This window comes from Fredinandcohnia onubensis, assembly GCF_002734215.1.
GTDB lineage: Bacteria > Bacillota > Bacilli > Bacillales > Bacillaceae_L > Ferdinandcohnia > Ferdinandcohnia onubensis.
This window is the reverse complement of the sequence record NZ_NSEB01000015.1, coordinates 73,508-91,708: the sequence shown is the minus strand read 5'-3', so window position 1 is coordinate 91,708 and position 18,201 is coordinate 73,508. Positions and strand designations below refer to the sequence as shown.

Here is an 18,201-nt window from a genome sequence, read left to right as displayed (position 1 = left end):
AATTAACATTTCACTTTAATAGTTTAGAAGATTCTAACGTCGCTTTATCACTTTAAAGCTTTTATGCTTTTAAGCTTTTTACTGCGATAATCATAATTTATTTTGTTTGATTAGTCAATGTCCTTATCTTTGATGTACATAAAAAACGAATTCCATATTCGGAATTCGTTTTAATTATTATTGCAAACGGCTTTTCCCCTCTTCTCCCCAACATTCCACATCTCCCAGGTTTGATACGTTTTTCTTGTAGAATATTGGGTCTTTGCCTTGTTTTCGTTGGACTACATAATCATGAATAACTTGCTTGACTATCTTCCAAAGCAGTAGAATTGCCAGTAAGTTAATGATGGCCATGATTGCCATAAAGAGATCTGCTAAATCCCAGACAATTTGTACTTTTGCAATTGAACCAAATAGCACAAAGACTACAACCAAAATACGGAATAGATTTAAACCAATTTTTGATTCATTAATAAATTCAATATTTGTCTCACCATAATAGTAATTCCCGATAATCGAGCTGAACGCAAACAGAAATACAGCTATAGCTAAAAATATCCCTGCCCAATCGCCTAAATTCTCGGCTAAAGAAACTTGAGTTAAGTTAACAGAAGCAGCGTCGGATTGAAGATACGCATCACTTAGTAATACGATAGCAGCTGTTGCCGTACAAACTAATAATGTATCAATAAAAACCCCTAGGGTTTGAATTAGTCCTTGTTTGACTGGGTGAGTAACAGATGCAGTTGCCGCTGCATTCGGGGCAGAACCCATTCCCGCTTCATTTGAGAATAAACCACGTTTTATCCCGTTCATGATTGCTGCCCCTAGCAACCCAGCAAAGGCTTCTTCCAACCCAAAGGCAGATTTAATGATCAACATCAACACATTGGGGAGCTCTATAATATTTATGATGACAACAAGGAGTGCGATGATGATATACAGAACTGCCATAACTGGAACAATAATTTGAGTGACACTTACAATACGTTTTAAGCCACCAAAGACGATAATACCTGTTATAACCGCAATTATTATTCCCACGACAACCCGATTAGTACCGAAGCTTTCTTCAAACGCAATGGTTATCGTATTGGCTTGTACCGCATTAAACACAAAACCATATGTAAATGTAATAACTACGGCAAAAATAATCCCCATCCACCTTTTATTTAGGCCTTTTTCTATATAATAGGCGGGACCACCACGATACAACCCAGTATCGTGATCCTTGATTTTATATACTTGTGCGAGTGTACTTTCAACTAGTGAAGTTGCACCACCAATTAGCGCAATCATCCACATCCAAAAAATAGCACCAGGTCCCCCAAGGGCAATTGCCGTTGCAACTCCAGCAATATTTCCTGTCCCAATCCGAGAAGCAGCAGAGATTGTAAAAGCCTGAAAAGAAGAGATCCCTTTTTTCCCTGATTCATCTCTTGGAGTTTTTTCCGTAATCACTTTAAACATATCTGAAATTAATCGGAATTGAATAAAACCTGTTTTAAAAGTAAAAAAAAGACCCACTCCAACCAACAATATAATTAATAAATACGAATATAAAAATGTATTAATTTCACCTAATGTACTACCAAACCATTCCATCGATTCCCCTCCTACAGTTATAATTGCTAATCCCTAGATTCCTTATACATTTTTCGGGGATGAGACGTTGCGGTTTGAATTTTTAATAAACAATCAAACAATCCTTTACAATTACTCAATAGTGTTGAAATAATGCTAGGTTACAATTGCTATATCTGTCGAATCACCGGATTTAGATAGAATATGATACGTGGAGGCAATACGATGAAAAGTAATTCAAAGCTCAAAATGTTCAGTAAGGTATTATTAGCAGGTTTTTTGCTTAGTTCAGTAAGCCCAATTAGTGGTAATCCTGTACATGCGAAAACGGATTTTTCAACTCCCAATGAAGTAAATAAAATTGCAGGCTATAGCATAGGGTTAACCAATGAAGATGGTGGCGTTGCTGAAATAGTTAAATATAATGCTGCCAACCAAAAGTTCTATGTTATTAATGGCCATGGACAGACTATTGATATTGTGAGTCTTAAAGATTTAAGATCTACAGACACAGTAGTGGAACTACAAAAAGAAAGATCTATTAATATTGCTGACGTCGTGAACTCCGATACGTTTACATATGGTGACTTAACAAGTATTGATATTAATAGCTCACGTAATGTAATTGTTGCTGCTGTTCAAGATGAGGATTATACAAAAAACGGAAAAATTGTGGTAATGAATCCTGATGGCGAAATTCAAAAAACCTTTGATGCAGGTGTTCAACCTGACATGGTTAAAATAACAGCTAATGGAAAGTACATTTTATCAGCGAACGAAGGCGAACCGCGTGGAGGCCTGCATACGGAAGACCCTGAGGGATCGATTACAATTGTGGAAGTGACTTCAGGAAAAGTTACACATCTTACTTTTGATGATCCAAGTGTGATTGATGATGATGTGCATATTCGTAAGAATGGGACAAAAGTAGATACTAGTAAAGATTTTGAGCCTGAATACATTGCGGTTTCAAAAGATGGTAAGAAAGCATATGTTACCCTTCAAGAGAACAATGCTATTGCGACGATTGATGTTGAAAAAGGCAAAGTTTTATCAGTTAAATCCCTTGGTTATAAAGACCATTCCATGGTAGGGAATGAATTAGATGCAGCTAGGGATGATGAGATCAACATTGAAAAACTTCCGATTTTGGGTGCTTATATGCCAGACGGGATTGCACATGTAACCATCCGTGGCGTCGATTATCTTATTACAGCAAACGAAGGGGATGCAACAGAGTGGCCAGAGGATAAATCAGATTTTATTAATGTTGCAGACTTTAAAGATGTAAAGGAAAAAATTTCGCTAAACACAGATTTATTTAAAGGAATGACAGCAAAAGAAGCACAAGACGCATTTGAGAAAATGAAAGACCCTGAGAATGATTATAGTAAACTTGAAGTACTAACTGATCGTGGAAATGATGCTATTTATACTTTGGGTGGCCGTTCATTCTCGATTTGGAAGGCTGATACAATGGAGCTTGTTTATGATAGTGGAAGTGATTTCGAAAAGATCACTGCACAACGTTTTCCAGGAGAATTTAACTGGTCTAACGACGATGATACCTTTGAAAAGCGAAGTGCCAAAAAGGGACCTGAGCCTGAAGATGTGAAGGTAGGCGTAATTGGAAATCAAGTATATGCATTTGTTGGGCTTGAGAGAATTGGTGGCGTCATGACATATAACATTACCGATCCACAAAATCCTCAGTTTACAGACTATACAAATACTAGAGATTTTTCGCAGGCAATAGCTGGTGATGTGGCACCTGAGGGACTTGAATTTATTGCTCATAATGAAAGTCCTACTGGAAATCCACTTGTTTTAGTAGGTAACGAGGTAAGCGGCACTGTTTCTGTTAATGAAATCCAAGTAAAGCAAGGGAAGCTTAATAAAAACCACCCCATAAAAGATAGATAACTTTTATCAAAAAAATGAGCCTAATTTCTCAATCAATCGAGAAGTCAGGCTTTTTTGATTACTATTGAGAGTCCTTTTGTATAGATAAGTGTGGGACACGGGACCTGTCCCCGTGTCCCATCATTTATACTAATTTCATCATTTCATTTCTAATCCGGATTGCTCTATCAGGATAATCGGTAATGATAGCATTGACTTGCAGGCTAAGTAATTTTTCAATTTCCTTAGGTTCATTGACCGTCCAAACCCTTACCTTATCAAAGAGATGGCGAAAACATTTCTCATTATCTTCATTAACCTTTTTGTTAAGATAATGAACGACTTCTAATGGGAAATACATTGGGAATTGCTTGCTTATTTGTAACACTTGCTGGAACATTTCCCCCTTTGGTAGGAGAATCGATTTGTTTAAGTGAAATGCGTCTAAATCTAATACAGTCATATAATCATCGGGAAGGGAAATGCCTTCATTTAACAACCAGGCTATTTGCGAATTGGGATCTAGCTGCTTAATTCTTAATAGCGAAGGCAAATGGAATGATGAATAGATAATTTCTAGATTCTTTCCATACTGATGAACGATATGTAGGATCTTCTCCTCGATTCCTTCATAAGGTACCAAATACGTTTTTAGCTCGATATTAAGTTCTATTTTGTATGGCGCGAGTAATTCTAGAACCTCTTTAAGAGTGGGAACTTGCTCGTCATCCCAAGCTTCTTCATATTCATGAAAGTGAGTAAACGGTTTTCCAGCGCTGTGTTGTTTGATTTCAGCTAAGGTTAAATCCTTTATCCACCCCGTTCCAGTTGTTGTTCGTTCGAGCGTCTCATCATGGATCACAACAACTTCCCCATCCTTTGTTAAATGGACATCTAATTCCAAACCATCAACACCCTGATCAATCGCTTTTTTTAAACTAAGTAAAGTATTCTCTGGATATGTCCCCTTTGCTCCGCGGTGTCCATAAATTTTTGTCATCGAAAGTCACCCTTTACATACGTTTTTAAAAGTGTATTATCCGTACTCTTCTTATAATACTTTTTGTAAAAAAATGGTGGGACACGGTACCTGTCCCCGTGTCCCAATCATTTATTTTGCTCTTGCTTTGTTTGCCTGTTCGATTGCTTTGTTGAATTGGTCTACTGCAGTCGTATAGGCTTCATCTACGGATCCGCCATTATATACGGATTCAAGGGCTGTTTCCATTACTTTTCTTCCTTGTGGAAGCATATCCATTAAAGCACCTTGAGTTGCAAATGATGATTCAGTTGCTTGTAATTGATCGACTGTTACACGTAATTGTGGTTTTTCCGCATGAGCATCTATGACCAATTGTTCCTCGTACGCATCTGGGTTGATCGCAAAGTAACCTGTACCAACATGCCATTTCGCTTGTACTTCAGGCGTTTGTAAATACTTCATAAATTCCCATGCAGCCTTTGTTTCTACTTCTGGTTTTCCATCAATCATCCAAAGACTTGCTCCACCAATGACTACCCCTTCACGTTCCTTATTTTCAGGGTGTGGAAGGAATGCAATTCCTACTTCAAATGGAGCATTATCGATGACATCTCTGGCACTAGCTGATGATTGTAAGAACATCGCTACATCTCCCGCTAAAAATCCGGCAACCATGTTATCTCCATTCGTGCCATAATTCGCAAATGTACCGTCATCTACCATTCTCTTAACCCATTCAAAAATGGACTTTCCTTCTTCTTCTGTCCAACCAATTTCAGTTGGTGTTTCTGAACGCCCATTGTCATTATTCAGTAATAAAGCTCCTTGATTCGCTAGTAATTGCTCCCATAACCATCCATATGCTTGTAAAGCGAAGCCTTTCATTTCCGGATTTGATTCAGCAATTGCTTTACCAGCAGCTTCTACTTCTTCATAAGTTGCTGGAGGTGTCTCAGGGTCTAATCCAGCAGCAGTAAATGCATCTTTGTTATAATACATAACCGGTGTAGACGAGTTAAAAGGCATTGAATAAAACTTTCCATCTAATGAGTAGTAGTTAATAATGTTCTCTTCTAATCCACTCATATCATATCCATCCGCATCTACTAATTCTTGAATCGGAATAATATTGCCACTATTAATCATCGACATTGTTCCGATTTCGAAGGTTTGAATCATTGTTGGTGCACTATCAGTACCCGCAACAGCATTAAATTTTGTTAATGATTCATCATATGTACCTTGATATTCTGCGTTTACTTGAATTTCCTCTTGTGACTTGTTGAAGTCATCCACAATCGTATTTAATGCTTCTTGGCCTGCACCACCCATAGAGTGCCAAAATGTTACAACCTGTGGACCACTCATTTCTTCAGAATCTGAGCTTTTATCTGAGCCTGATTTTTGGTTGCCATCGCCAGAAGTAGATTCACCTCCAGCACAAGCTGCTAACAGTAAAACCAAACCTATTGCAAGGAACATCATGAATTTTTTCATGTTTCTTCATCTCCTTTATTATATGTTCGAGAAAGCTGTTATTTTACAGCGCCCTCTGTTAAACCTGTTTGTAACTTCTTTTGTCCAAGGAAAAGCAGTATTAACGTTGGGATAATGACAATCACAGCACCTGCCATGATAACACCCCAGTCATTTAACTGTTCTTGTGTTTGTAATTGTTTCAAGCCAATTTGCACCGTACGAACCGTATCGTTCGTAGTTGCAAGAAGTGGCCATAAATACATATTCCAGGATGTTAGAAAACCGTATACCCCTAATGTGACTAAGCTCGTTCTTGATACAGGCAAAACGACAGTTAAGAAAAATTTAAAATCACCAATCCCGGCAATTTGGCTCGCTTCCCTTAATTCTTTAGGAATTTGTTTAAAGTGCTGTCGTAACAAAAATGTTCCAAACGTCGTTGCAAAGAATGGAATAGTTAAGCCTGCGTAGTTATCAAGCCAACCTAGATCACGGATAATGTGAAAGTTTGGAATAATTGACGCCTCAAAAGGAACCATCATTGTTGCAATAAAAATATAAAAAAGAACATCTCTTCCTTTAAACTCTAAAAATACAAAAGCATAGGCTGCTAGACTCGATAACGCCAGTTGTCCAAGCATAATGACAATCGACACTATAAAACTATTAAACAAATACTTGAATAACGGAAAACGTTCAAAAGCAGCAACATAATTATCTGCTGAAAGCTTGGTCGGCATACTAGCAGTTAATATATCTTGGTTCGTCATGAAACTCATGACAATTGCCATAATGGCCGGTCCTGCTATTAAAAGTGCTGAAATGATCAATAACATATAGAAGGTTACTTTTCTTCCCAATGACATCATCATTGATAGTGAACCCTCCTCTCACCCAGCATAAATTGCAGAGCAGTCATTGCTAAAATTAGAATAAATAACACGATTGCCTGTGCACTTGCCGTTCCGAATTGATAATTCACAAATGCCTCTCGGTAAATCGAATAGACGATTAAATTCGTTTCATTTGCTGGGCCACCCTGTGTTAAAATATCGATTTGACCAAACGTTTGGAACGAATTGATAATCGAAACAGTAATCACAAAGAATAATGTCGGTGAAAGCATCGGGAGCGTAATTCTTCTAAACTTATAAAAATACCCTGAACCCTCAATATCCGCACTTTCATATAAAGAAGTCTCAATGGATTGTAAGCCACCTAGCAAAATTAAAAATGTAAAACCTATATTCATCCAAATAGTAGTTATGGCAATAGCGACCATTGCCCATTTCGGATCTGTAAGCCAGCCAATGGATTCAGCACCTAACATGTTGAGGATTTGGTTCAATAACCCCATAGTTGGATTAAATAAGTACAACCAAAATACGGAAGCTGCAGCAACCGATATACCCATCGTTGACGTAAAAACAGTTCGGAAAAAGCCAATCCCTTTTAGTTTTTCATTCGAAATGACGGCTAAAAACAAACTGATTATAATAGTTGCAGGTACCGTATAGATGACAAACAAAAAAGTATTTTTTAAGCTTTTTAATAAAATAGGATCGGAAAACATGAATAAGTAGTTTTCCAAGCCTACAAATACGGTAGTAGCTCCTTTTGCATCTGTTAAAAAGAAGCTTAAATAAATGGTTTTAAACAATGGATAAAACAGAAAAACTCCAAACAAAACAATAGATGGTAATAAAAATAGAACTCCTTTTAATAAACTCGTCATTCGCTTTTGTTTGTTAGCTCTCTTCATTTGAGCAGTATAGTTTTTTTCATTTTCAATGATTGGACTGATCATACTCATATTGCTACAACCTCTTGTTTCTTTCCCAGTTCAGCAGATTTAAGAAGATTTCCAGTGTCACCATCAAAGAATAATATGTATTCTGGCATAATTTGCACAGGAACCATTTGTCCAAAGTGGATGTTCCACTGCCCTGGCCATTTTGCCGTCCATAATTCAGAACCTACATCAAAAGCGATTGATGTTTCATTTCCTAATTGTTCAATATTCACTGCTTCTAAGTATGTAAGATAATTTTCTTTTTCAATGCCCGAGATGAGATGTTCTGGGCGAATACCAACTACGAGATTTCGGTTTCTCGGTATATCCTTCACAATCGTTGGATCAATTGAAATTTTTAATTGATTTTCGATTATTAGTTGTGTCCCATCCTCTGAAATGACAGCCTTTCCTAGATTCATTTTTGGTGAACCAATAAAAGAAGCAACAAATAAATTTTGCGGTTCATTATATAAATTAATAGGTTGACCGACTTGTTGAATCTTCCCGTCATTGAGGACCATAATTCGGTCACCCATTGTCATCGCTTCGACTTGGTCGTGGGTAACATAGATCATGGTTAGCCCCAGACGTTTTTGCAGCCTCCGAATTTGAACTCGCATATTCGCACGAAGCTTAGCATCCAAATTAGATAGCGGCTCGTCCATTAAACATAAAGGGGCTTGGCTTACAACCGAACGTCCAAGTGCAACGCGTTGTCTTTGTCCACCAGAAAGCTCTCTTGGTTTCCGTTTTAGCAATTCGCTTAACCCTAACATTTCGGCAGCTTCTTTCAGCCTTCTTTGCTGTTCTTTTTTATCCACTTTTTTAGCTTTTAACCCAAACAGAATATTTTGCTCAACAGTTAAATGTGGATATAAGGCGTAATTTTGAAAGACCATAGATAAATCTCGATTTTTTGGAGGGAGATGATTCACAACTTCATTGTTAATCTTCAAGATTCCACCAGAAATTTCTTCAAGTCCTGCAATCATCCGAAGCAATGTACTCTTACCAGACCCAGAAGGACCAACAAGTACGAAAAACTCACCTTCCTCTATTGAAACAGTGATGCCATCCAATACATCCTTTTGTTTATCATAGGATTTAGAGATGTCAGTTAACTCAACTCGACTCATGCCCAACCTCCTTTCTAATTACATCAACATTTAACCACAAATCGTGCTATAAAAAAGCGAATTTACTGTTTCCTGACAATCTCTTAAATTTACTTAATAAATTAAACGAATCTTTACACTAAACAGGCCAGATGCACTATTTACAATGGGACACGTGCATTGTTCCAGAACGATGCACACCTCTATTTGTAAAAAAATGGTGGGACATGGAACCTGTCCCCGCGTCCCAAAATAAAAAACCCTGATACAGGAAATTTCTTTCACGGTTCAGGGTCCTTTTAGAGTGTTAATTTATCCAGTTAGAATGTCTCCATTAGGATATTTTATTTTATTGACTTTAGGTTTCGCTAAGGAAAAGGCAAGGGTAAGTGGGCCAATTTTGCCAAAGAACATCATAAATATAATCACTAGTTTTCCGATGAATGAGAGTGAAAATGTTAATCCCATTGACATTCCGACCGTACCAAAAGCAGATACTACTTCAAATAATGAAACCAGAAATGGTGCATTCTCTGAAATCGTTAATATGAACACAGCTCCTAATACAAATAAAAGACTCATAGTTGAGATTGCTAAGGCTTTGATCATCATTGTTCCAGGTAATGTTCTTTTATAAAGAACTACGTCTTGTTTTCCCTTAAGAAACGACAAGGCTCCAAAGATGATAACCAGAAAAGTGGTTACTTTTATTCCTCCACCTGTTGAGGCACTGCCCGCTCCAATAAACATTAAAATAATCATTAAAAAGGCAGTTGATTCATTTATACTTGCAATATCTAAGGTGTTAAACCCTGCAGTTCTTGGTACGACACCCTGAAAGTAAGCTGCCCATAATTTATCTGGCAACGAAGGTAAACCCGCTAATGTTTTCGGATTATTATACTCTAATACAAACACCAGAATTATTGCTACAACGTTAATAATAAAAGTACCAATTATCATAAGTTTGGAGTGGAGACTTAGCTTTTTAAAACGTTTATTATGCCAGACATCCATCAATACAGTAAACCCAATTCCACCTGTAATAAACAGAAAGGTAATTCCAATATTGACTGTTGGATCCCCTGTATAACCCATTAAACTATCTGACCATAATGCAAAACCAGCATTGTTAAACGCAGATATGGAGTGGAAAAAACTATAATATATGCCCTTCCACCATCCATATTCGGGAACCCACTTAATGGATAAAATAAGCAATCCAATAATTTCAATTGAAATTGAAAAGATAAATAAGTTTTTAACTAGTTTAATAACTCCTCCAAGCGAAGTCTGATTTAATGATTGCTGTATAACCATTCTTTCTTTTAACCCAATTTTTTTACCAAGCATCATATAGATTAGTACAGCAAAAGACATAATTCCTAATCCACCAAGTTGAATTAAAGACACAATTATTACCTCACCGAATGTTGTAAACACACTTGGAGTATCCACTACTATCAGTCCTGTCACTGTCATTGCAGAAGTTGCGGTAAATAAAGCATCAATCCAACTAATCGATGTTGTCGTTGCTATAGGCAGTTTTAACAATAGTGAGCCAACTAATATAAAAAACAAAAATATAAAGATTAAAAGTTGGTAAGGAGACAGATTTATATGTTGTATAAATTTCATAGATTTTTCTCCCCAATCCTATAAATCAAGTAAACTACAAGCCTTTTTCTTCAAAACGTTGTAAATCTAAATTACTTCCCATTACAACCAACGTATCACCCTGATGAAGGATATCATTGGGTAAAGGTGAAATATTGATTTGCTCTCCCCTTTTAATCGCTAATATTGTACAACCGTACTTTGCACGAATATTCAATTGAATTAACGATTTATGATTTATTTTCTCAGTGGCTTTTAATTCCAGTATGCTATAGTCTTTTGACAGCTCAATAAAATCAATGATATTTTCAGAATTAAGTTGGTGCGCAACTCTTATTCCCATATCTTGCTCCGGATGAATGACTCGGTCCGCACCAATCTTTTCTAATATTTTGTGGTGGTATGAATTTTGTGCTTTTACCCAAACCACGATCCCCATCTCTTTGAGTAACAAGGTACAATGGATACTTGATTGCATATCTTCTCCTATAGCGACAATGGCAAGGTCAAAGTTTCTTATTCCCAAAGATTTGAGTGTATTTTCATCCGTTACATTTGCAACTACTGCTGTGGTTGAATCATTGATCATATTATTTACTCTGTCTTCGTTAATATCGATTGCTAAAACTTCATTACCTAACATGTTCAATTCCCTACACACTGCACTCCCAAATCGACCTAAGCCAATAACTACGAATTGCTTTTTCAACAACCTCTCCTCTTTTCCTTCCATAACACCAATACAAAAAAGACCATCACAAATAGAATGGTCTTAGGCTGAACCTTTGACCTTTCTCTCGATATGGATACTTTAACGCTTACGAGGTTAGCTGTCGGATTAGGAATTGAGAGTATCCCTTCTTACTCTGTAAGATTCACCCCAAGATAGGCTGACCCTATCAAAAAAATGGTTCCCCCGCTCAAAAATGATTCAGCGAATAAAAGGTGTTCGGATTATTTATTTGAATTAATAATGAGAATTTACTCCCATTTTACTTTGTTGTCAATAATAAATTTTAGACTAAAAAGATATCGTGTTTAGACGTGCCCACCTTGCACTCGACTTCTTACATAAGAAAAAGGCTGTATGTTTAAAATTTACATACAGCCTCTTCAAATCCTTGTAGCATATTCATTTTTTGAACCAATAACCTAGTCCTCAATCTCCCAAGCTGGGTTCCAGACAACTTCCCATAAATGGCCATCCGGATCCTGGAAGTGACCGGAATACCCGCCCCAAAACGTATCATGTGCAGGATCTGTTATTGTAGCACCTGCATTTTGGGCCAGCTCCAATACCTTATCCACTTCTTCTTTACTATTTACATTGTGACCTAATGTAAATTCAGTAGGACTTGCTGGAGTCTTTGTAACCTTTGCCTCATAAGCAATATCCTCTCGTTTCCATATTGCAAGCTTCAAACCAGATTGCAAGTCAAAAAAAGCAACTGCTCCATGCTCAAATTCCTTCCCCACAATACCCTCTGTTGGGAATCCTAATCCATCACGATAAAATTCTAATGCTTTCTCCAAATCATTTACACCTAACGTAATTACGTTGACTCTGGCTTTCATAATTGAATGATGCCTCCTTTTAGGACTGGAGCGACAGGTGTGTCATCACAGTCTCCGCTATCCTATTTGTAAAAAAATGGTAGGACGCGGGACCTGTCCCCTTGTCCCTATGATTCTGCGATTGTAGGCTTTCCTGCTTCAATTAATACTTTGTTTCTGCTCATGAAAATGGCTAGTATAATAATGAATATTCCAGTTCCTAGAAGGAGCCATTCTATTTTGATGATATCTGCAATTGGGCCAAATATAAGCATTCCTAGTGGCATCATTGAGGTTGAAATCATCCCCATCACACCGAACACTCTTCCTAAATAATCTTCTTCTACTTTCTCCTGCAACAAAACGGTTGCGGGTGTATTAAAAATCGGCATGGCGACGCCGAATAAAGCCATGAAGGCAAAATAAACCCAAAAGTTTGGAACAATACCAAGTGCAAATGTGCAGACACCCATGATTACACTAGCAAATCCCAATGTTTTAATTTTGTTTTCGAAGCCTCCCCAGGAAGCGATTATTCCTCCTCCGACCATCATGCCAATGGAGAAGGCGATTTCGATTGCTGATAATCGCCAAACGTCATCACCAAAACTACGCGTAACTTGCAGCGGTGTCAGGAAGGCTGCCGGTGCCATTAACACAAAGAACACTGCAAAGAATAGGAAAAAGCTCTTCAGAAACGTATGGTTATTCACATATTGTAACCCTTGTTTAAAATCACTAAAGTAGCTCGTTGTTTGTTTTTCTGCTGCCTTCTCATGTACAGAAATTTTTAAAGCAAGCAGTGTGATTATTGCAATTGCTGCCGTTATAACATCAATAAAGAAGATCGTTTCAATAGTCGCAAAACCTAATAGTGCGGCACTTACCATTGGAGATACAAACATGATAATAGCCTGAATACTTCCATTCACCCCGTTCACCTTTGTTAATTTATCCTTAGGAACAATTTGCGGTAAAATAGCACCGACTGCAGGCATTTGAATTCCGGTTCCAAAGGCACGGACTGCTGCCATCACAAATAACAGCCAAATTGCATCAAATCCCATATAAAAGAGAATTGCAAGGATTAAAGTTGCAGTGGCAATAAGTCCATCAGCTAAAATGATTAACATTTTGCGGTTATATCGATCCGCCCAAACCCCTGCCACTGGCGACAAAATAAAGGCTGGTATAAAACCACATATAATATATAACGTCATCATCAAACCGGATTCCGTCGTTAACGTTATATGCCACATAATGGCGTATTGAACCAGAGATGATCCAAAGAGGGAAATCGTCTGGCTACTTAAAAAGAGAATAATATTCTTGAACCAATTCTCCTTAAGATTATTTTCTATTGTATTCATTTACTAACAACTCATTTCTATTCAGATTTATTGAACGCTTCACCTACATTCACATACTTCGTGTCACTTATGTCACAGATACTTTTTTAGACAACAAAAAAGAGGGAATCCTCGTCCCCTCTTTTAGATAACCGTAAAATATAGGTTTTCTTAAAAAATGACAGATCAATCCCGTTGCTCTGAACGTAGGCAGAGCTTCAAACGTATTAAATTAACGAGTGAAAAGTGGGAAACGTAATCTGATTGATGCTGTCACAAGGAAAACCTCCATTTCTTTATAATCGATATCATCATAACAAAATCGCATTTTAAATACAATTACTTTTTGGGGGATGTCATGTCAAAAGCAAGAATATTTCACTTAAACTGGGATAATACGAAAAGGAACTGATTTTTTCTCTATATTTTTAGTAGGATAATGAGCTAACTTCCCCTCATATTTCAATCGTAGTAACGAAATAGCCATTAAGTCATTTGGTTCAATAAGTGAAGCTGGTTTTCCAAAATCAATGCTGGTACATTCATTTAGTACAGATGCTACAAACTGAGAACAGAAAAAAGCCCTCTTTCTTTTCAGTGGTCTATTGAACACAACTCCAAATAACCCCAAAAAGTTATAGCGATAAGATTCCTTTTGTGCTTCAATTTCGCTAATATATCGTCTCATCTTTTGGATTTCAGCCTCTGTGACTGTAAAAGAATAGATAACACAATCAGCTTGATTAAATAATCCTTTTTTTATATCCTCTCTTACAAATCCTCCAATAAATGGATTTCTAGCAGTCTTTCTACCAAAACTATATACCTCAGACAATTCAGCATCGAAGGAAATCGAAGCATGATTATATGGTTTTTTCGTATATAGCTTTATCAATCTTGTAAATACTGTCCCCGTATCTGTTAAAAGAATATATACCTTCTTATCTCTCAAAATGATTCTCCCCTTTATTTATCAAAAGCTACCTTATTAATTCCAATATACATACGAAATCTTAAGAAGAGCTTAATCGTTTTCTTAAGAAATTCTTAATTTCTTCCATCATATAAAATGATGTGGATACATTTAACCTGCTAGAGCCTAATTATCTACTAAGTCCTCAGTCTTATTTTTTGTGAAAAAAAGGTGGGACGCGGGACCTGTCCCTCTGTCCCAGACACTTGACTTCGCATACGGGCATAGGTTATAAAGGAAGTGTAAGTAAAAAAATGCCTTAAAATAAAGGGGTATGAGTTTATGTTATCGGTGGTTCTTAACTAATCCATAATTGGATAGCTGGAAGAAGCAAAAAAACGTAGCAAGGCTATGTTTATTTCACTATGGCTTCTTTTGGAAAGTTAAGAACACGCATCATAGCTATGAAAAATGGATCTTGCTATGGCATGTTTGTCATGGTTTTTTTGTGTCTAAAAAACACCAATGACTATAATATGCCTAGGTCTATCTTCAGCCGTCATGAGCGATTTGTTCATGACGGCTTTTTTGATTTAGCCCGTGAACAATTCCTCACGAACTATGTTTTTTATAAAAAGGAGGATTTACCATTGAATCGTCAAACTATGGAAGCATTAGGTTATTATCAAATTTTGAATGAGATCGCACAATTCGCAAGAACAAATCGAGGAAAAGAATCATTACTTTCTTTAAGACCTACACAAAACAAAAAGAAAATCGAGCATTCTTTACATGAAATTTCAGAAGCAATGAACATCCTTGCAATCAGTGGGAGTGTTCCGATACACTCTTTGGATCAAATCGAGCATTATATTGAGCAAGCCAAAAAAGGAATCGCTATAAAAGTAGACCAATTCACTCGGATTGTCTCATTCCTAGACCACTGTCAAAAGTTAAAGCAATTTATGAAAGATAAGGAATATGCCGGTCCAATGGTAAGCATGTACGCTGCATCCATTGGAGATGTATCAGAACTAGAAGCAGAAATTAGTCGCTGTTTGCGCAATGGCCAAGTAGATGATTATGCATCAAGTGATCTTAACTACCTGCGAAGACACCTCGCCACTCAGCAGGAAAAATTAAAAGAAAAAGCACAGTCATTAGTGAAAAGTGGAAGAATTTCTCCTTACTTGCAGGAAACGAATGTTTCAGAACGATCAGGTCGTTATGTGCTAGCGGTAAAAAAGGAATTTAGGAAGAAAATTCAAGGAGCAGTATTAGATACTTCAGCTTCGGGCTCTACCCTTTTTATCGAACCTGTTGAATTAAGCACGCTTCAGGAAGATATTGAGCTCATTAAAATTGCAGAAGAAACTGAGGTAGAGCGTATTTTATATGAACTCACTCAGTTGTTTCTCTCATATGAACATGTGATCCAGGTTGCCATAGAGACCATGCATCATTATGATGTACTTTTCGCCAAAGCTAAGTACAGTCAAAAGATCCAAGCAAACATTCCGACAATCAATGATGAGTTCAGGATCCATCTAAAAGAGGCACGTCATCCGATGCTTGGACAAAATGCCATTCCGCTCACGGTTCCAATCGGAGAACAAGAACGAGCTCTTGTCATTACTGGCCCGAATACAGGAGGAAAAACAGTTACATTAAAAACAGTTGGACTGCTCACATTGATGGCACAATCTGGCCTCCCTATTCCGGCCAAAAAAGGGAGTGAAATTGCCATCTTCCAACATATCTTCGTCGATGTTGGAGATGGCCAAAGCATTGAGCAAAACTTAAGTACGTTTAGCTCGCGAATGGTCAATATTATTGAAATTTTAAAAACCACTAATGATTCGTCACTTGTATTAATTGATGAACTTGGTTCCGGCACTGACCCAAGGGAGGGAATGGCCCTCGCCATCGTTATTTTAGAGCAACTATTTGAAAAAGGGGCTACATTATTTGCGACTACCCATTATAGTGAAATGAAGCGATTTGCTGATGAAACGGAAGGTTTTTTAAATGGTTCCATGGAGTTCGATATCCAAACACTGCAACCAACGTACAGGCTTTTACTTGGGAAGAGTGGGCAAAGCCAAGCGTTTGATATAGCTGCTAAACTTGGGATGCACCCAACACTTATCGAACGTGCCCATAAGAAAGCATATCAACAGGATAAAGATTATCATCTAAACATTGCAGACGACACAATACAATCACCTGCCTATCAAAAGCAAATCATTGTAAATAAGTATGCTCGAAGCAACGTTAAAAAAAGAAAACAAGAGCCACTTGCACCTAAGGTCACGGACTACAATCAAGGTGATAACGTCCTTCTTGTTGCAACAGGTGAAACCGGCATAGTGTACAAAGGACCAAATGACCGTGGAGATTATATTGTGCAAATCAAAGGGGAAAAACGAATTGTTAATTATAAGAGAATTGAGTTAAAGATTGCGGCAGCAGAGCTCTACCCTTCTGACTACGATTTTGACATCATCTTCAAAAGTAAAGAATATCGAAAAATAAAAAAAGACATGAACCGCAAATTCGTAGAAGACAAATGGTTAGAGGAAGATGAGTAATCATGAACTAAAAAGCGTTGATCCTTTCTTGGATTAACGTTTTTTCTATCTCTTGAGATGTTCTACATTCAAAAGGTGTATATAATCTTCAATTGTACACAATCTAAATTTGGAGGTGATAAAATGGACAATCAAAACAATCGACAAAATAACAATCAGAATCGTGACAATAATGATGGTTTTATGAATAGAGTTGGGCAGACGATTGAAAATGTTGTTGACAACATTACAGGCGATAACGATAATAACCAGAATCAACAACAAGGAAAAAATAATCGCTAAGTAGTACATAAATATAACAACAAACAAAAGGGCATGGATTCGATTTTCGACTTGAATCATGCCTTTTATTCATCCCTATACAACCGCCGTCAAAAGAATATTTTCAACAATAAAGAAATATTTGGAGGTAATTGAAATGGCTCAATTAAGAGAAATCATGACATCAAATGTTGTTACAATTAACGAAACACAGTCGGTCCAAGAAGCTGCTGCTTTAATGAGCCAACACAATATCGGGTCTGTTCCAGTAGTAAATAACAACGGACAAATGGTCGGAATTGTTACTGACCGTGATATTACCCTGCGTACGACTGCACAAGGTGAAAGTGCACAAACGCCCGTTTCTCAAGTTATGACTGCTCAGAAAATTGTTCAAGGTACTCCTGACATGGATGTACATGAGGCAGCAAATTTAATGGCTCAGCAACAAATTCGCCGCTTACCAGTCGTTGAAAATGGGCAAGTAACAGGAATGGTTGCCTTAGGCGATTTAGCCGTACAAAATCAATACGCAAACGAGGCCGAACAAGCATTACAAAACATCTCAACCCCATCCGCACCTCAACAATAATGGGACAGAGGGACAGGTCCCTTGTCCCAGAAATGAATATGTAACAAAATTAATGGGACGCGATACCTCGCGTCCCTTAAATACGATTTGAACCAAAACCATGTATACGATTGTTCCACCCGCAATTGAAAGGAACATAATTCTCTTCCAAAAATGAAGCATGGCAACTACAGCAACTGAAATGAATTCTGGTATACCATGAGTTCCTGTTAATATAGTAACATCTTTTAAAAAATAAATGACCAAAAGACCGATAACCGCCGATGGTAAAAAGAATTGTATAGATTACAATTATCTTTTTGTAGCACTGAATTGTGTTTGTTAAAATAATAATAAGCCTATAAGGCATTACTTTTTTCATTAGTATATATCCATGGGACAGAGGGACAGGTTCACTGTCCCAAAAAGAAGATTATTACCGCCCCTTTTGTGAAAAAATGGTGGGACGCGGGACCTGTCCCGTGTCC

15 protein-coding genes, 1 pseudogene and 1 riboswitch are annotated in these 18,201 nt (G+C 37.3%); of the genes and pseudogenes, 4 read left to right on the top strand and 12 right to left on the bottom strand.

Annotated elements, in window-relative coordinates; all coding sequences use genetic code 11:
• Positions 1-177: 177 nt before the first annotated feature.
• Positions 178-1,605 (bottom strand): alanine/glycine:cation symporter family protein, encoded by a 1,428-nt coding sequence (locus CKK03_RS18335; protein ID WP_099363972.1) that lies wholly within the window; start codon positions 1,603-1,605, stop codon positions 178-180.
• 204 nt (positions 1,606-1,809) lie between these two features.
• Between CKK03_RS18335 and CKK03_RS18330 the strand changes: the two genes are divergently transcribed.
• Positions 1,810-3,507, top strand: a complete 1,698-nt coding sequence (locus CKK03_RS18330) for a choice-of-anchor I family protein (protein WP_099363971.1) — start codon at positions 1,810-1,812, stop codon at positions 3,505-3,507.
• Between the two features lie 124 nt (positions 3,508-3,631).
• Here CKK03_RS18330 and CKK03_RS18325 read toward each other — a convergent pair whose 3' ends face one another.
• The 10 genes from CKK03_RS18325 to CKK03_RS18280 all read right to left on the bottom strand — a co-directional run bounded on the left by CKK03_RS18325 (position 3,632) and on the right by CKK03_RS18280 (position 14,329).
• On the bottom strand, positions 3,632-4,486 hold the full coding sequence (locus CKK03_RS18325) for a glycerophosphodiester phosphodiesterase (protein ID WP_099363970.1): 855 nt from the start codon (positions 4,484-4,486) through the stop codon (positions 3,632-3,634).
• Positions 4,487-4,597: 111 nt separating this feature from the next.
• Complete coding sequence (locus CKK03_RS18320) at positions 4,598-5,965, bottom strand: ABC transporter substrate-binding protein (protein ID WP_099363969.1); 1,368 nt, start codon at positions 5,963-5,965, stop codon at positions 4,598-4,600.
• Between the two features lie 38 nt (positions 5,966-6,003).
• The gene (locus CKK03_RS18315) at positions 6,004-6,819 is read right to left on the bottom strand and encodes a carbohydrate ABC transporter permease (protein WP_180271308.1); all 816 of its coding nucleotides are present in this window, start codon (positions 6,817-6,819) and stop codon (positions 6,004-6,006) included.
• Positions 6,816-7,709 carry a carbohydrate ABC transporter permease gene (locus CKK03_RS18310; protein WP_245864206.1) on the bottom strand — a complete coding sequence of 298 codons (894 nt, stop codon included), beginning with the start codon at positions 7,707-7,709 and terminating at the stop codon, positions 6,816-6,818. Before CKK03_RS18310 ends, CKK03_RS18315 begins: the two co-directional genes overlap by 4 nt.
• 47 nt (positions 7,710-7,756) lie before the next feature.
• Positions 7,757-8,878 carry an ABC transporter ATP-binding protein gene (locus CKK03_RS18305; protein WP_099363967.1) on the bottom strand — a complete coding sequence of 374 codons (1,122 nt, stop codon included), beginning with the start codon at positions 8,876-8,878 and terminating at the stop codon, positions 7,757-7,759.
• 291 nt (positions 8,879-9,169) lie between these two features.
• Positions 9,170-10,495, bottom strand: coding sequence for a TrkH family potassium uptake protein (locus CKK03_RS18300; protein WP_099363966.1), 1,326 nt, complete (start codon positions 10,493-10,495; stop codon positions 9,170-9,172).
• A gap of 34 nt (positions 10,496-10,529) precedes the next feature.
• On the bottom strand, positions 10,530-11,207 hold the full coding sequence (locus CKK03_RS18295; RefSeq protein WP_180271307.1) for a potassium channel family protein: 678 nt from the start codon (positions 11,205-11,207) through the stop codon (positions 10,530-10,532).
• Between the two features lie 67 nt (positions 11,208-11,274).
• Positions 11,275-11,421: riboswitch (cyclic di-AMP (ydaO/yuaA leader) on the bottom strand.
• Positions 11,422-11,626: 205 nt separating this feature from the next.
• On the bottom strand, positions 11,627-12,049 hold the full coding sequence (locus CKK03_RS18290; RefSeq protein ID WP_099363964.1) for a VOC family protein: 423 nt from the start codon (positions 12,047-12,049) through the stop codon (positions 11,627-11,629).
• A 107-nt stretch (positions 12,050-12,156) separates the two neighbouring features.
• Positions 12,157-13,398 carry an MFS transporter gene (locus tag CKK03_RS18285; RefSeq protein ID WP_099363963.1) on the bottom strand — a complete coding sequence of 414 codons (1,242 nt, stop codon included), beginning with the start codon at positions 13,396-13,398 and terminating at the stop codon, positions 12,157-12,159.
• 361 nt (positions 13,399-13,759) lie between these two features.
• Positions 13,760-14,329: a hypothetical protein gene (locus CKK03_RS18280; RefSeq protein ID WP_099363962.1), complete on the bottom strand. Its 570-nt coding sequence runs from the start codon at positions 14,327-14,329 to the stop codon at positions 13,760-13,762.
• Positions 14,330-14,940: 611 nt separating this feature from the next.
• Here CKK03_RS18280 and CKK03_RS18275 point away from each other — a divergent pair.
• From CKK03_RS18275 to CKK03_RS18270, 3 genes are all read left to right on the top strand, one after another.
• Positions 14,941-16,881: an endonuclease MutS2 gene (locus CKK03_RS18275; protein ID WP_099363961.1), complete on the top strand. Its 1,941-nt coding sequence runs from the start codon at positions 14,941-14,943 to the stop codon at positions 16,879-16,881.
• A 123-nt stretch (positions 16,882-17,004) separates the two neighbouring features.
• On the top strand, positions 17,005-17,163 hold the full coding sequence (locus CKK03_RS23820; protein ID WP_180271306.1) for a hypothetical protein: 159 nt from the start codon (positions 17,005-17,007) through the stop codon (positions 17,161-17,163).
• Positions 17,164-17,299: 136 nt separating this feature from the next.
• A complete protein-coding gene (locus tag CKK03_RS18270) occupies positions 17,300-17,734 on the top strand; it encodes a CBS domain-containing protein (RefSeq protein ID WP_099354411.1) in 435 nt (144 codons plus the stop codon).
• A 78-nt stretch (positions 17,735-17,812) separates the two neighbouring features.
• Here the strand turns inward: CKK03_RS18270 and CKK03_RS24020 are convergent.
• Positions 17,813-18,004, bottom strand: a pseudogene (locus tag CKK03_RS24020) (branched-chain amino acid transporter permease); the annotation flags it as partial.
• Positions 18,005-18,201: the final 197 nt, after the last annotated feature.

Bases quoted from the DNA above. Each gene is read 5' to 3' on its own strand.
- CKK03_RS18295 (WP_180271307.1), bottom strand. From the start codon at position 11,207: ATGGAAGGAAAAGAGGAGAGGTTGTTGAAAAAGCAATTCGTAGTTATT.
- CKK03_RS18285 (WP_099363963.1), bottom strand. From the start codon at position 13,398: ATGAATACAATAGAAAATAATCTTAAGGAGAATTGGTTCAAGAATATT.
- CKK03_RS18325 (WP_099363970.1), bottom strand. From the start codon at position 4,486: ATGACAAAAATTTATGGACACCGCGGAGCAAAGGGGACATATCCAGAG.
- CKK03_RS18305 (WP_099363967.1), bottom strand. From the start codon at position 8,878: ATGAGTCGAGTTGAGTTAACTGACATCTCTAAATCCTATGATAAACAA.
- CKK03_RS18310 (WP_245864206.1), bottom strand. From the start codon at position 7,709: ATGAAGAGAGCTAACAAACAAAAGCGAATGACGAGTTTATTAAAAGGA.
- CKK03_RS18320 (WP_099363969.1), bottom strand. From the start codon at position 5,965: ATGAAAAAATTCATGATGTTCCTTGCAATAGGTTTGGTTTTACTGTTA.
- CKK03_RS18270 (WP_099354411.1), top strand. From the start codon at position 17,300: ATGGCTCAATTAAGAGAAATCATGACATCAAATGTTGTTACAATTAAC.
- CKK03_RS18330 (WP_099363971.1), top strand. From the start codon at position 1,810: ATGAAAAGTAATTCAAAGCTCAAAATGTTCAGTAAGGTATTATTAGCA.
- CKK03_RS18300 (WP_099363966.1), bottom strand. From the start codon at position 10,495: ATGAAATTTATACAACATATAAATCTGTCTCCTTACCAACTTTTAATC.
- CKK03_RS18290 (WP_099363964.1), bottom strand. From the start codon at position 12,049: ATGAAAGCCAGAGTCAACGTAATTACGTTAGGTGTAAATGATTTGGAG.
- CKK03_RS23820 (WP_180271306.1), top strand. From the start codon at position 17,005: ATGGACAATCAAAACAATCGACAAAATAACAATCAGAATCGTGACAAT.
- CKK03_RS18315 (WP_180271308.1), bottom strand. From the start codon at position 6,819: ATGATGATGTCATTGGGAAGAAAAGTAACCTTCTATATGTTATTGATC.
- CKK03_RS18335 (WP_099363972.1), bottom strand. From the start codon at position 1,605: ATGGAATGGTTTGGTAGTACATTAGGTGAAATTAATACATTTTTATAT.